This is a genomic window from Weissella sagaensis, assembly GCF_010306265.1.
Lineage (GTDB): Bacteria > Bacillota > Bacilli > Lactobacillales > Lactobacillaceae > Weissella > Weissella sagaensis.
Genome location: NZ_BLKA01000013.1, coordinates 1 through 14171, shown reverse-complemented (window position 1 = coordinate 14171; position 14171 = coordinate 1). Strand labels below are relative to the sequence as shown.

The 14171-nt window shown below is 36.5% G+C and carries 13 protein-coding genes; all 13 read left to right on the top strand.

All coding sequences use genetic code 11. The features are described from left to right. Positions 1–39: 39 nt before the first annotated feature. The 13 genes from holA to trxA all read left to right on the top strand — a co-directional run bounded on the left by holA (position 40) and on the right by trxA (position 13709). Positions 40–1065 carry a DNA polymerase III subunit delta gene (gene holA, locus G7Y65_RS08985; protein WP_228179885.1) on the top strand — a complete coding sequence of 342 codons (1026 nt, stop codon included), beginning with the start codon at positions 40–42 and terminating at the stop codon, positions 1063–1065. Between the two features lie 141 nt (positions 1066–1206). After that, positions 1207–1476 carry a 30S ribosomal protein S15 gene (gene rpsO / locus G7Y65_RS08980; protein WP_040761154.1) on the top strand — a complete coding sequence of 90 codons (270 nt, stop codon included), beginning with the start codon at positions 1207–1209 and terminating at the stop codon, positions 1474–1476. 57 nt (positions 1477–1533) lie between these two features. Next, positions 1534–1788 (top strand): 30S ribosomal protein S20, encoded by a 255-nt coding sequence (gene rpsT, locus G7Y65_RS08975; RefSeq protein ID WP_042494477.1) that lies wholly within the window; start codon positions 1534–1536, stop codon positions 1786–1788. 217 nt (positions 1789–2005) lie between these two features. After that, the gene (locus tag G7Y65_RS08970) at positions 2006–3934 is read left to right on the top strand and encodes a ribonuclease J (protein WP_165314826.1); all 1929 of its coding nucleotides are present in this window, start codon (positions 2006–2008) and stop codon (positions 3932–3934) included. Between the two features lie 101 nt (positions 3935–4035). After that, a complete protein-coding gene (locus tag G7Y65_RS08965; protein ID WP_137600977.1) occupies positions 4036–4959 on the top strand; it encodes a hypothetical protein in 924 nt (307 codons plus the stop codon). Between the two features lie 203 nt (positions 4960–5162). After that, positions 5163–6350 carry an elongation factor Tu gene (tuf, locus tag G7Y65_RS08960; RefSeq protein ID WP_042494471.1) on the top strand — a complete coding sequence of 396 codons (1188 nt, stop codon included), beginning with the start codon at positions 5163–5165 and terminating at the stop codon, positions 6348–6350. Positions 6351–6590: 240 nt separating this feature from the next. Next, a complete protein-coding gene (gene tig / locus G7Y65_RS08955; RefSeq protein WP_137600976.1) occupies positions 6591–7880 on the top strand; it encodes a trigger factor in 1290 nt (429 codons plus the stop codon). Between the two features lie 228 nt (positions 7881–8108). After that, positions 8109–9356: an ATP-dependent Clp protease ATP-binding subunit ClpX gene (gene clpX, locus G7Y65_RS08950; protein ID WP_042494468.1), complete on the top strand. Its 1248-nt coding sequence runs from the start codon at positions 8109–8111 to the stop codon at positions 9354–9356. Between the two features lie 12 nt (positions 9357–9368). Further along, positions 9369–9995 (top strand): ribosome biogenesis GTP-binding protein YihA/YsxC, encoded by a 627-nt coding sequence (yihA, locus tag G7Y65_RS08945; protein WP_042494466.1) that lies wholly within the window; start codon positions 9369–9371, stop codon positions 9993–9995. A gap of 133 nt (positions 9996–10128) precedes the next feature. Beyond that, positions 10129–10359, top strand: a complete 231-nt coding sequence (zapA, locus tag G7Y65_RS08940) for a cell division protein ZapA (RefSeq protein ID WP_042494464.1) — start codon at positions 10129–10131, stop codon at positions 10357–10359. Further along, complete coding sequence (locus tag G7Y65_RS08935; protein WP_042494461.1) at positions 10359–10898, top strand: CvpA family protein; 540 nt, start codon at positions 10359–10361, stop codon at positions 10896–10898. Before zapA ends, G7Y65_RS08935 begins: the two co-directional genes overlap by 1 nt. 39 nt (positions 10899–10937) lie before the next feature. After that, entirely contained in the window at positions 10938–13322 is a 2385-nt protein-coding gene (locus tag G7Y65_RS08930; protein WP_165314825.1) for an endonuclease MutS2, read from the top strand. Between the two features lie 72 nt (positions 13323–13394). Next, complete coding sequence (gene trxA, locus G7Y65_RS08925) at positions 13395–13709, top strand: thioredoxin (RefSeq protein ID WP_042494458.1); 315 nt, start codon at positions 13395–13397, stop codon at positions 13707–13709. Positions 13710–14171: the final 462 nt, after the last annotated feature.

Below are 14171 nucleotides of genomic sequence, written 5' to 3'. Positions count from 1 at the left end.
ATCTTATAATTAAGAATAAAAATGAAAGGGGATGTTGTTGTGAACGTCACATTAGCAGATATTAGTAATGATGTACAAACAGGGCAACTACAGCCCATTTATTTTGTACAAGGGCAAGACCAATACTTATTAGATTTGGTTAGGCAACAATTTTTGCAAGTTATTCAACCAGAAGACCGTACGCTTAATTTAGCACAGTTTGATCTAACTGAAACACCATTGAGTGTCGCGATTGATGATGCTAAATCAGTACCTTTTTTTGGCGATCGGCGTGTTGTTATGATCGATAAACCATATTTTTTAACAGGCGAGCGGACAAAAAATAATTTAGAACACCATACACAAGATTTAATTGACTATATACAGCAACCTGAACCACAAACCATACTTATTATTTTTGCACCATATGAAAAATTGGATAATCGAAAAAAACTTACGAAACTAATCAAAGAACGAGCTCGTTATTTATCTTTCGTTAATATGGGGGAACAAGAAATAACGAAGTTTATAACGCAGAAATTAAAAAATGCTGGGTACCAAATTTCTCATGAAGCACAACAAACATTAATGCGGCTAACAAACTCATCTTTAACACAAATGATGGCTGAAATTGATAAATTAATGTTGTATACAGTGGCAACCAAAAAAATTGAGACGGCTGATGTGAACGCGTTAGTGACACACACATTAACAGAAAATATATTTGATCTAATTGATTGTTTGCTTAAAGGGAAATTAACACAGGCAGTGAATTTATATCACGAATTATTGCTTAATGGTGAAGAACCGCTACGTTTGCATGGGGCATTAATTGGACAATTCAGACTGTTATTGCAAGTCAAAACAAGTGATAAAAGTGAAAAAGGTACAGCATCAAGCTTAAAGGTTCACCCATACCGTGTGAAATTAGCTAGACAAATTGTTCGTCAGTTTAATTATGTGCGCTTAGCGCAGGCATATTTAGGGCTAGTTGCGATGGAAGAACAGTTAAAGTCGACAAGTCGTAACCCTGAATTATTATTTGAATTATTTGTTTTAAAATACCAACATGAAATGGTTAAGTAAAAAAACTTGCATTACCTATAAAAATTTGCTAGTATTTTAGAAGTGCTTTAAGCACGTGACCTTTTACGATGTTTGACGGTTCACCGTCGTCATACATGGTTTAAGGCGACTATTATATTTATGAAAGGTGGATATCCAACAATGGCTATTTCTGCAGAACGCAAAAATGAAATCATCAATGAGTTCGCTCGTCACGAAGGTGATACAGGTTCAGTTGAAGTTCAAGTTGCAGTTTTGACTGCTGACATCAACGAATTGAACGGTCACATGTCAGAGCACAAGCATGACTTTCACTCACAACGTGGTTTGATGAAGAAAATTGGTCACCGTCGTAACTTGCTACGTTACCTACGTAACAATGATGTACAACGCTACCGTGAGTTGATCCAAAAGCTTGGTTTGCGTCGTTAATATTAGTTATATTAATCACGTTTTTATTTGACATATTTATCATCGGAGGGAAAAGCGATGCCAATTATTGAGTCATCAATCCAACGTGCCCGCTTAAACAAGGTGCAACGCGAGCGTAACATCTCACAACTTAGTTCATACCGTACTGAAGTTAAGAAGTTCCGCAATGCTGCCGAAGCTGGCGAAGATAACTTGCAAGAGTTATTTGCCGCAGCTTCATCAGCTATCGATCGTGCTGCATCAAAGGGCTTGATTGCTAAGAATAAAGCTTCACGTGACAAGTCACGTTTGGCTTCATTGTTGAACAAGTAATTCAAATTACAAATTAAACAATGAAAAAAGCTAGTAGTGTTACACTACTAGCTTTTTTGTATAGTATTAAAGTATTCAAATGAATGTACAGATTATTGACGATTATGAGATGACTTCCCTATTTTCTACTATGCGCTTATGTGGTAGTATTGTATTAAACATTTAAACGTTGGGTATAGTAATTAAACCCGTGAAATACAACGAGAATAGGAAAATTATGGCAATTACATTAGATATTATGCCGTTTGGTGGTGTTCGTGAGAATGGAATGAACATGTACGCCGTTACGGTTAATGATGAGATATTTATTTTAGATGCAGGATTAAAGTATCCTGAAAGTGACTTATTGGGAGTAGATGTTGTCATCCCTGACTATGCTTATTTAATTGAGCATGCTGATAACGTGGCCGGAGTCTTTTTAACACATGGGCACGCAGATGCAATTGGGGCTTTGCCTTATTTGCTTTCAGACTTACGTGTACCAATATTTGGTTCTGAATTAACGATTGAGTTAGCAAAATTAGCGATTCATAATGAACCACGTTTAAAAGATTACGATGATTATCATGTGGTAAAAGGAAATTCAGAAGTTAGTTTTGATGATGCGACAGTCTCGTTTTTTGAAACAACACACACAATTCCAGAGTCATTAGGAATTGTTATCGAAACAGCAGCCGGACAAGTTGTTTATACGGGTGACTTTAAGTTTGATACGACAGCATTACCATATTATCGAACAGATTTATTACGCCTAGCTGAAATTGGTCAAAAAGGTGTGTTAGCACTGTTGGCTGATGCTGCTGGTACAGCTAATTTTGGTATGCCTGATCATGAATCTGACTTAGGTGATTACATCTTAGAAAACTTTTACTTACATAAACAAGGACGTATTATCGTTGCTGCAGTTGCATCAAACATACAACGAATTCAACAAGTAATTGATGCAGCTTATGAAGTGGGGCGTAAGGTTGTTATTTCTGGCAATGATTTAGAACGTGTTGTTAGAACGGCATTACGTTTAAAAAAGTTGGTTTTGCCAATCCCTGAAAATGAGATGTTTGTTTCATTAAAAAATCTTGGTAAGTTAGCAGCGGACGAGACCGTTATTTTAGAAACTGGTAAAATGGGTGAACCAATTCGTCACCTACAACGCATTGCGCATGGTGATGATCGTAACATTAAAATTCAACCAAATGATTTAGTGTTTATTACGACAACGCCTTCAACGGCAATGGAAGGGTATGTAGCTAGAACACGTGATATGTTATTCCGTGCAGGAGCTACTGTTAAGCAAATTTCAACGGATAAAAAATCTTCAGGTCATGCTTCTAAAGAAGATTTTCAATTATTGATGAATTTGTTAAAACCACAAAATATTATTCCTGTCCAAGGTGAATATCGTGTTTTGAATGAAGCCTATAGAGCTGCTGAACAAGTTGGTTATGATGAGGACCATGTTTTCTTACTTGCTAAGGGTGATAAACTACGTTGGGATGGAGAAAAGTTTTATTTGGGTGGCTCTATTCAGGTGACATCAACAATGATTGATGGATCAGGTGTGGGCGATATTGGATCAATTGTTCTTAATGATCGTCGCATTTTGTCAGAAGATGGGGTGTTTATTGCGGTTATAACGATTGATCGTAAGAAAAAGAAAGTAATTGCACCCGCAAAAATCGATTCACGTGGTTTTGTCTATGTTAAAACATCACGCGATTTAATGCATGAAGCAGCTGAATTAGTTGAACAGACAGTTACAGATGGCGTTAAGAATGCTAAAGATTTTGACTGGGGTAACTTAAAAAACGCAGTTCGTGACGCTTTAGGTAAATTTTTGTTTGAAAAAACACGACGTAAGCCTGTTATTTTGCCTGTTATTATGGAAGCAAACCAAAATGGTCGCCGCCGCCGTCGTACCTCAGCTCAACAAAGTAATCAGAATAAGGCTAATAACGGAACAAAAGATAAGACTACTAAAAAAACGGTTAATAATAAAAAAAAGGCTAACAAGAAGCCAGGCCAAGTTAATAAGGTAGCTACTAACGTTGTAAAACAAAAGCCGAATAAAAATCGCCGTCCAAAAAAGAACAAAAATAATGGTCAAAATAATCAAGTGAAGCAAAATGAAGCTAGCAATAAAAAGTAAATAAAACATCATTTTGATGTAAACGAGAGATTCTTGTTTGTTTAACATGGTTAAATAAATGAGAATTTCTTTATTTAAAAATAAAAGGAAGGATGTTAAGAATGACTGCAGAATCTAATCAGGATTTGTCCTATGATGCTCTAGTTACTAGAGCTAAAGAAGCAATTAATAATAATATGCTTGACCAAGCATTAGATAGCCTTATACTGGCGTATCAAATAGAACAAACGATTGTGGTAAATCATTTATTAGTAACGGTTTTAATTGCGCAAAATCAATATCAAGAAGCACAGATGTATGCTGATGAGTGCTTAGATAGTTACTTGAAAAATCAACAAGATGCTCAAATGTATTTAGAGCTAATTTTGCATAATCATTATTTTTTAAATGCATGGGAAATCTTAGTAGGATTGCCTAAAGAATGGCAAAATTATTTTTTGGCAATGATTGAAAAGGCGGAAAATGATTATCGCTCAGCACAAGCACAAACAATTAAGACAGTTGCGCGTCATTTTTATCATTTAAGTGATGGCAATCTAGCTGATCAACAAAAAAGATTATTGGCTGCCAATAAATTACCACGCGATGAATATGTAGTCGGAGCTAAATTTATTTTACAAGATCCGTTTTTAACTCAAATGTCGCGGGTTTCGGTTTTAGATCAATTACGACGACTTAACATAACAGAATCAGTACAATTTATAAATTTAACAGCAGAAGTAGTAACTGTTGTGCCAGCAGAACTGCAAGATATTTTTTCTGACAAAATATATCAAGAAGTGATTTCAGTATTGAAAGGCTATGAAAAAGAACTTGGACCCGACATGATCCATGGATTAAGCGAACAAATACAACTATTATTGATGTTAGCTTATCCGGATTTAGCGTTAGTGATTGAAGATGCAACTAGCTGGGTTAAAGGATTGATAGCAGAAACATTTTCATTACCTTTACCATTAGAATCAGAAAATCAGGCTTTTTGGCGCCAAAAATTACAAAAAAACTTGATAAATATTTTAAATTAAAAGAAATTACTAATAAGTACCGAAAATAAGGAAAAAATTATTTACAAAAATAAGGAAATTATATATAATAATTTCAGTCTCATTAAAGAGAAGTAAAAAGATTTTCGTATCTTATTGTTTAAGTTATGTAGTATGTGTAGTATACTTATATTAAGCGATAAGGTTGATTTTAATCAACATGCGAATAATAGGAGGACAAGCTTTTGGCTAAGGAAAATTACGAGCGCACTAAGCCGCACGTTAATATTGGAACTATTGGACACGTTGACCACGGTAAGACTACGTTGACTGCCGCTATCTCAAAGGTACTATCAGATAAGGGATTGGCTAAGCAAGAAGACTTTGCTTCAATCGATGCTGCTCCTGAAGAGCGTGAACGTGGAATCACGATTAACACTGCTCACATCGAGTACGAGACGGAAGCACGTCACTACGCTCACATCGATGCCCCAGGTCACGCGGACTACGTTAAGAACATGATTACTGGTGCTGCCCAAATGGACGGTGCTATCTTGGTTGTTGCTGCAACTGATGGTCCTATGCCACAAACTCGTGAGCACATCTTGTTGGCTCGCCAAGTTGGTGTTGACTACCTTGTTGTATTCTTGAACAAGACTGACCTTGTTGACGATGACGAATTGACTGATCTTGTTGAGATGGAAGTTCGTGAACTATTGTCAGAATATGATTTCCCTGGGGATGATATTCCAGTACTTCGTGGTTCAGCATTGAAGGCCTTGGAAGGTGACGCAGAACAAGTTAAGGTTATTGAAGAGTTGATGGATACTGTTGACTCATACATTCCTACACCAGTTCGTGACACTGACAAGCCATTCTTGATGCCTGTCGAAGACGTATTTACTATTACTGGTCGTGGAACTGTTGCATCTGGTCGTGTTGACCGTGGAACTGTTAAGTTGAACGACGAAGTTGAAATTGTTGGTTTGAAGGAAGAAGTTCGTAAGACAGTTGTTACTGGTATCGAAATGTTCCGTAAGACTATGCAACAAGGTGAAGCCGGTGATAACATTGGTGCATTGTTGCGTGGTGTTGACCGTAAGGAAATCGAGCGTGGTCAAGTTTTGGCTAAGCCTGGTTCAATCCAAACTCACACTAAGTTCTTGGCCGAAGTTTATGTTTTGACCAAAGAAGAAGGTGGACGTCACACACCATTCTTTACTAACTACCGTCCACAATTCTACTTCCACACAACTGATGTTACTGGTGTAGTTCAATTGCCTGAAGGTGTTGAAATGGTTATGCCTGGTGACAACGTGACATTCGATATCGAATTGATCGCACCAGTTGCCATTGAAAAGGGATTGAAGTTTACTGTTCGTGAAGGTGGCCGTACTGTCGGTGCCGGAACAGTTTCTGAAATCAAAGACTAATTTACAGCTTGTAATTTAGTTAGTGCTTAATTGCAAAAAAAGAGTTATTTCATCTTTGATGTAATAACTCTTTTTTTTGAATTTTACACTTAAATCCTATATAATTTAATATGAAGTTCTTTATGGTAAACGGAATATTTTATTGTCAAAATAATATGTTTCCGATATACTGTTTAGGTATGTAAAGATAATATTTTTGTTGTTAGTAGTGAATAACTAACGACTATTGGAGGAATAAACATGGCAAATGCAGTTTTCACTAAGGGTGAAGGCAACAAGGGAACAATTAAATTTGAAGTTCCTGTTGACGTATACGAAAAAGGAATTGATGCAGCTTTTAATGAAGTTAAAAACCAAATCAGTGTTCCCGGATTCCGTAAGGGTAAGATGCCTAAGCAGGTATTCTTCCAAATGTACGGTGAAGAATCATTGTACCAAGATGCTTTGAACAAAATTTTGCCAGATGTTTATGGTGATGCTGTTGCAGAGGCAGGCGTAGTGACGGTTGGTCAACCAAAGATTGATGCAGAATCAATGAACAAGGGTGAAACTTGGGTTTTGACTGCTGAAGTTGAATTGGCTCCAGAAATCGAACTTGGTCAATACAAGGGTGTTGAAGTTCCAGCAACTGACACATCAGTTTCTGATGCTGATGTTGATGAAGAACTTGCTCGTATGCAACAAGGTCAATCTGAACTTGTATTAGTTGACGAAGCTGCCAAGAATGGTGATACTGTTGTCATTGATTTTGATGGTTCTGTTGACGGTGTTCATTTTGATGGTGGACAAGCTGACAACTACTCATTAGAATTAGGTTCAAATTCATTTATCCCTGGTTTTGAAGAACAATTAGTTGGTGCAAAGGCAGAAGATAAAGTTGATGTTAAAGTTACTTTCCCTGAAGATTACCAAGCAACTGATTTAGCTGGTAAAGAAGCTTTGTTTGAAGTAGCTGTTCACGAAGTTAAGTCTAAGGAAGTTCCTGCACTTGACGATGAATTTGCAAAAGACGTTGATGAAGAAGTTGAAACATTGGCTGAATTAACTGAAAAAGTTAAGACTCGTTTGGCTGATCAAAAAGCTGCTTCAGCTAAAGAAGCTAAAGAAGATGCTGCTGTAGCTGCAGTTGTTGATAATGCTAAAGTTGTTGGTGATGAAATTCCTGCATCAATGATTGATGAAGATGTTCACCGTCAAATGAACCAAATGTTTGCTTCAATGCAACAACAAGGTATTTCACCTGAACTATACTTCCAAATTACTGGAACAACTGAAGATGATCTTCACAAGCAATATGAAGAAGGTGCTGAGCGTCGTGTAAAGACTAACTTGGTATTGGAAGCAATCGTTAAGGCAGAAGACATCAAGGCTTCTGATGAAGAAATTGCTGCTGAAGTTAAGTCATTGGCTGAATCATACAACATGGCCGAAGATGCTGTTCGTAATGCTTTGTCAGATGACATGTTGTCACATGATATTGCTATCAAGTCAGTTGTTGATTTGATTGTTGATTCAGCAGTTGAAGCCTAAAAATATTTAAACAAACGTGTGTTATTAAAAAATGTAAAATATAATTCGTCTTTTGTATGACATTTTTTACACAATTAATATTGAGAGTGCTCAGGTTATCTAGAGTACTTTAAAAAATGAGACTAAGACAGAAAGTTGTCTTAGTCTCATTTTGTCTTTTGCCTGTGATAAATTTTTGATACAATGTTTATTGTATCTAACTAAATGAAAAATATAGGAGGTTGGACAGTGTTTAATACAACTGACGGCTCGAATGGTATTGCGTACTGTTCATTTTGTGGTAAGCCTTCCACTGAAGTAAAAAAATTAATTGCAGGACCTGGTGTGTATATCTGTAATGAATGTGTTGCGCTTGCGCAAGATATTATCAATGAAGATATGCAACAAGATGCAATGGCTCGTACGTTGACGCTGAAAACACCTCGTGAAATTGTTGATAATTTGAACGAATATGTGATTGGTCAAACTGATGCTAAACATACATTGGCAGTAGCTGTGTATAACCATTATAAACGAGTAAATGCGAAATTAACGGGTGAAACAGGTATTGAAGGGGTTGATCTTCAAAAATCTAACATTGCTGTGATTGGACCAACAGGTTCAGGGAAAACGTATATTGCACAATCAATGGCAAAGTTACTGAACGTACCATTTGCAATTGCTGATGCAACCACGTTGACTGAAGCGGGATATGTTGGAGAAGATGTTGAAAACATTCTTTTGAAGTTGCTACAAGCAGCAGATTACGATGTTGAACGTGCTGAAACTGGTATCATTTACATTGATGAAATTGATAAAATTGCAAAGAAAGCTGAAAATGTATCAATTACACGTGATGTATCTGGAGAAGGGGTGCAACAAGCTTTGTTGAAGATGCTTGAAGGAACACTTGCAAATGTTCCGCCTCAAGGTGGTCGTAAGCATCCTAACCAAGAATTTATTCAAATTGATACCACAAATATTCTGTTTATTGTTGGTGGTGCCTTTGCTGGCATTGAACAAATGGTTAAAGAGCGTTTAGGTGCTAAGGTAATTGGTTTTGGTACGGACGCAAAAACACAAAAATTACAAAATTCTGATAAATCAATCATGCAACAAGTATTACCTGAAGACTTGATGAACTTTGGTTTGATTCCAGAATTTATTGGTCGTTTACCGATTTTGACTGCATTAGAAGAGTTAACAGAAGATGATTTGGTCCGTATTTTGACTGAACCTAAGAATGCTTTGGTAAAGCAATATCAAGCATTATTGGCTTTGGAATCAGTTGATTTACAATTTAGTGAAGAAGCTTTAAAAGCGATGGCTCATTTAGCGATTGAACGTGAAACAGGGGCGCGTGGTCTTCGTTCAATCATTGAAGAAGTTATGCGTGACATTATGTTTGAAGTACCTTCGCGAGATGATATTACAGGCGTAGTTATTACAGAAGGCGTTGTACTTCATCACGATGCACCAGAATTAGTAACGGAATAGGCGAGGGAAACGATGGAAGTTCATCAAGTTGAAATGGTGATGTCAGCCGTTCGGGAAGCACAGTATCCAACGGATGGGTTACCAGAAGTTGCTTTTGTAGGCCGTTCGAATGTCGGAAAATCATCATTAACAAATGTGTTAATTAATCGTAAATCTTTTGCTAGAACATCTTCACAACCTGGTAAAACACAAACTTTGAATTTTTATAAAGTGGAGAACAAAGTGTTCTTTGTTGACGTTCCGGGTTATGGATATGCGAAAGTTTCTAAAAAAGCACGTGAGTCTTTTGCTATTATGATTGGTGAATATTTACGTAAGCGCCAGCCATTAAAGGGAATTGTACAATTAGTCGATGCACGTCATTTACCTTCAAAAGAAGATATCGAAATGTACAATTGGTTAACTTCTGATGATATCGGATTACCAGTATTGGTGGTTGCGACAAAGGCTGATAAAATTTCGCGTGGTAAGTGGAATAAAGTTGAAGCTGACATTAAACGTGAATTACAATTTAATGCTGAATTGTCTGATTTTGAGATTTTTTCTGCTGAAACTAAACATGGGAAAGACAATGTTTGGGATTGGTTGGAAGCACGGATGCTAGATGGTAGTGATTTTGATCCAGCTGATTTTGAATAATATAAAAGCAGGCGCTAGGAAACTAGTTGCCTGTTTTTGTTTGTGATTTAATAAGACAGTACTGGATAAGCTGAATACTCATTATTTTTTTGATATACTAGATACTAACGATAAAATAATGGAGGCTAGCAATATGGCTGAGAAAACACGTTTTAAAGGAACTATTTTAGGAAAAGAACTAACCGTAACAGCAAGTGAATCACAAGCTCATATGAAAGCGGTTTTTGATTTGGTTAATTCACAATTAGAGCAAATGCAACTAGCAGCACCAAAGTTAGATGAAAATCAATTGCTAACATTGTTGGCGATTAATGCAATTTCAGATCAATTAAATATGCAAGTTGAAAAGGATAAAAATAAATAATGACAGTTGTTTCTTGGATTATTATTGGCTTATTGATTTTATCCATGATTCACGGTTATCGGTTAGGATTAGTCCGTAGTTTAACAATGCTAGTTGGTCGAGCAATCGTATATGTTTTTGCAATTTTGTTAGCTCATCGATTAGGTGCGTGGTTATACAATATTTTTGTTAATGGCTTGTCTGCGCAATGGACAGCAACGCAAGTACCGACAAATGCAGTTCATCAACCAGGAGAATTTTTGGCATCCAGTATTGCATTTGCATTTATTGTTATTATTGGTATGTCAATTGTTAAGGCTATTGAACGTAGTTTGCGCTTTATTAACAAAGTCCCTATATTAAGTACAATTAATCATATAGGTGGTCTGGTGGTGTTTGGGTTAGTTGTTTATATTGAAATATTTTTTGTTTTACAAATCACACAAACATTAAACATTACCTGGTATACCGAGAACATGGCAAATTCAACACTTGCACAAGCGATATTAAATAATACACCTTACCTTTCAGAGGCTGTTTATGATTGGTGGTTAATGTAAATAAGTCAAGGAAAAATGAAAGTAGGTAGTTTGAAAATAATGAATGAGAAAATTTTAAAAACACTAGAATATGGACGAGTGAAGGCTCAAATTAAGCCTTTTTTATCGACTGTAGCCGGTGAATATGAATTGGCTGCATTAATGCCGACTACTGATGCAACAACCATGCAACAGTGGCTCGCAGAGACAGCAGATGCAGCGAAGGTGCTACGTTGGCAAGGTGGCATTAGTATTCCCAAGTTAGCGGACGTAAAGCCACATATGCAACGTTTACGGATTAATGCTGCGTTGAGTGGGACTGAATTAGCGCAAGTTGGTCGTATATTATTTACAACAGGCCAAATTCGGGCTTTTTTTGAAAATTTAGTGGCTGACCGTGGTGAAGAATTACCAGCCTTAGCAGGATATTATAATCAATTGGTCTTATTACCAGAATTGACAAGACGTGTTAATGTTGCGATTGATGGCGATGGTAGATTAACGGATGAAGCTTCACCAGAATTGCATCGTGTTCGGCAAGCAATCACGGGAACTGAAAATGCAATTCGCCAAAAAATGCAAGACTATACTCGAGGAAAATCAGCACAATATTTATCAGAGCCGATTGTGACAATTCGTAATGATCGGTATGTTGTACCAGTTAAAGCGACGTATCGTCAAAAATTTGGCGGTGTTGTACATGATCAGTCACAGACAGGCCAAACGTTATATATAGAGCCGGCTGATGTGGTTGATATGAATAATAGACTACGTGAACATTATCTAAATGAGCGTCAAGAAGAAGAACGTGTCTTAATTGAACTATCAACGATGCTGGAGCCTGAAGCTGACAATATTCAAAATAATGCAGTAATATTGGGGCATTTAGATTTTGTGAATGCTAAATCACGATATGCTGTTGAGATTAGAGCAATTGAGCCTGAGTTTAGTAGTGAAAATCATGTGCGTCTCTTAAAAGCACGTCACCCATTGCTAGATGCGCAAAAGGTTGTGCCTAATGATATTGTTATTGGTGAAGACTATTCTGCCATTATTGTAACCGGACCTAACACCGGTGGGAAAACGATTACTCTAAAGACGTTAGGATTATTGCAGTTAATGGCACAGTCAGGACTTTTCATTCCGGTAGCCGAATATTCAACGGTTGGTTTGTTTAAAGAAATATTTGCTGATATTGGTGATGAACAGTCAATTGAACAATCATTATCTACTTTCTCTTCACATATGGTAAATATTATCGACATTTTGTCAGGAATGGACAAAGATTCATTGGTTTTGTTTGATGAATTGGGAGCAGGAACTGATCCGCAAGAAGGAGCAGCACTAGCAATGGCTATTTTAGATGCAGTTGGTGAAACAGGCGCTTATTCTGTTGCTACTACGCACTATCCAGAATTGAAGGTTTATGGATATAACCGCTCTGACACAATTAATGCCTCAATGGAATTTGATATTGATACATTACGGCCAACGTATAAATTTATGATTGGTGTCCCTGGGCAATCAAATGCTTTGGAAATAGCTAAAAGATTAGGACTACCAACATCTATTATTGATAGTGCAACATCCCTAACAAGTGATGATTCGCAAGAATTAAATGATATGATTGCTGACTTGGTGTCACGTCGTAATGCGGTATTAACACAGCAGGTAGAATTGACCCAAAAGGTTATTGAAAATTGTCAATTAAAAAATGAATATGAGACAAAGTTAGCTGTGATTGATGATCAGCGTGCAAAATCTATTGAAGATGCTAAAAAAGAAGCTAATCATATAGTAGCTGTTGCGCGTAAGAAAACTGATAAAATTGTTGCTGATCTACACAAGATGATGCGCAATGGTGCGACAATTAAAGAAAATAAAATTATGGATGCAAAAGGTGCTTTAAATGCGATGCATGAAGAGCCGTCAACAGCTAATAATCGTATTTTACGTAAAGCTAAGCGTGCAAAACAAGAACCGCTATCTGTTGGGGATACAGTCCTAGTACGAGAGTATGGTCAACAAGGAACAATTGTGCGTGTTCTAAAGGATGGGAAGTTTGAAGTACAGTTGGGTATTTTGAAAATGATTTTGGCTGATGATGAGGTTGAAAAACAACAAAGTGCACCAGTGAAAGAAACGAAACAAACAAATAAGCGTAGTAAAAAAAGTCATATTAATACAAATAAAGCAATAAGTCGTGCAGAGGCATCAGCAACACTTGATCTGAGAGGTGTGCGTTACGAACCAGCCATGGCAGAGGTAGACCGGTTTATCGATAAAGCATTACTAAACAACCTGTCTTCTGTGGAAATTATTCATGGTAAGGGAACTGGCGCCATTAGGAAAGGTGTACAAGAGTATCTACGTTCTAATAGTCAGGTACAATCGTTTAAATTTACTGGCCCAGATCAGGGTGCAACATATGTACAATTAAAGTAAATGTGCATATGTCGACAAATATCTAGTAAGGGTTTATACTAACAATAAATTAGGAAAGTGGGGATGTTATAAATGGCTGTAGTAGATATCAATGATAATAATTTTGTATCAGAAACTGATACAGGCGTAACGTTAACTGATTTTTGGGCAACTTGGTGTGGTCCTTGTCGTATGCAATCGCCTGTTGTTGAAACAGTAGCTGAAAAAATGTCAAGTGTTAAATTTACCAAGATGGATGTTGATGAAAATCCCGCAACAGCTCAAGAATTTGGTATTATGGCAATTCCAACATTGCTTGTTAAAAAAGATGGTGAAGTAGTTGAACGTCTAACTGGGTTTACGCCAGCACACCAACTGGAAGCTATTTTATCAAAGCATATTGATTAATAAATTTTGTCAGTCATCAATGTTAGCGTTTAAGCTAATGTTGATGACTTTTTTTAGAGAAAAAACTAAGTAAAAAAGCATTGACGTAGGACAATTGTAGCGCTATATTAATAAAGCACGGTTTTTTTGTTTTTGTCGTACGTTTATTGTTTTATAAATTTATTGACTTTGATTGATGATGTGTGTATAATTCATCGAGTTGGCATAAATCTTATATAGTTTAAAATTAATTGTTTAATATTTATTTTGAAAAAGATGTTGACAAATTCGTATGAGTTCTGTAATATAGATTAAGTTGTCAGCGAGACAACGACGTTGATCATTGAAAACTGAATATCGTTTCGATAGAACAAATGTGTAGGGTCTTCAAGCATTAAGCTTGAAACAAAAAACATTTGCGAAGTCAATTCGCTAATAAATTCGTTTAACTTCTGTTAAACAATTAAAACAACAAAATTGAGT

Bases quoted from the DNA above. Each gene is read 5' to 3' on its own strand.
- rpsT (WP_042494477.1), top strand. From the start codon at position 1,534: ATGCCAATTATTGAGTCATCAATCCAACGTGCCCGCTTAAACAAGGTG.
- tig (WP_137600976.1), top strand. From the start codon at position 6,591: ATGGCAAATGCAGTTTTCACTAAGGGTGAAGGCAACAAGGGAACAATT.
- yihA (WP_042494466.1), top strand. From the start codon at position 9,369: ATGGAAGTTCATCAAGTTGAAATGGTGATGTCAGCCGTTCGGGAAGCA.
- zapA (WP_042494464.1), top strand. From the start codon at position 10,129: ATGGCTGAGAAAACACGTTTTAAAGGAACTATTTTAGGAAAAGAACTA.
- rpsO (WP_040761154.1), top strand. From the start codon at position 1,207: ATGGCTATTTCTGCAGAACGCAAAAATGAAATCATCAATGAGTTCGCT.
- G7Y65_RS08965 (WP_137600977.1), top strand. From the start codon at position 4,036: ATGACTGCAGAATCTAATCAGGATTTGTCCTATGATGCTCTAGTTACT.
- G7Y65_RS08970 (WP_165314826.1), top strand. From the start codon at position 2,006: ATGGCAATTACATTAGATATTATGCCGTTTGGTGGTGTTCGTGAGAAT.
- G7Y65_RS08935 (WP_042494461.1), top strand. From the start codon at position 10,359: ATGACAGTTGTTTCTTGGATTATTATTGGCTTATTGATTTTATCCATG.
- trxA (WP_042494458.1), top strand. From the start codon at position 13,395: ATGGCTGTAGTAGATATCAATGATAATAATTTTGTATCAGAAACTGAT.
- G7Y65_RS08930 (WP_165314825.1), top strand. From the start codon at position 10,938: ATGAATGAGAAAATTTTAAAAACACTAGAATATGGACGAGTGAAGGCT.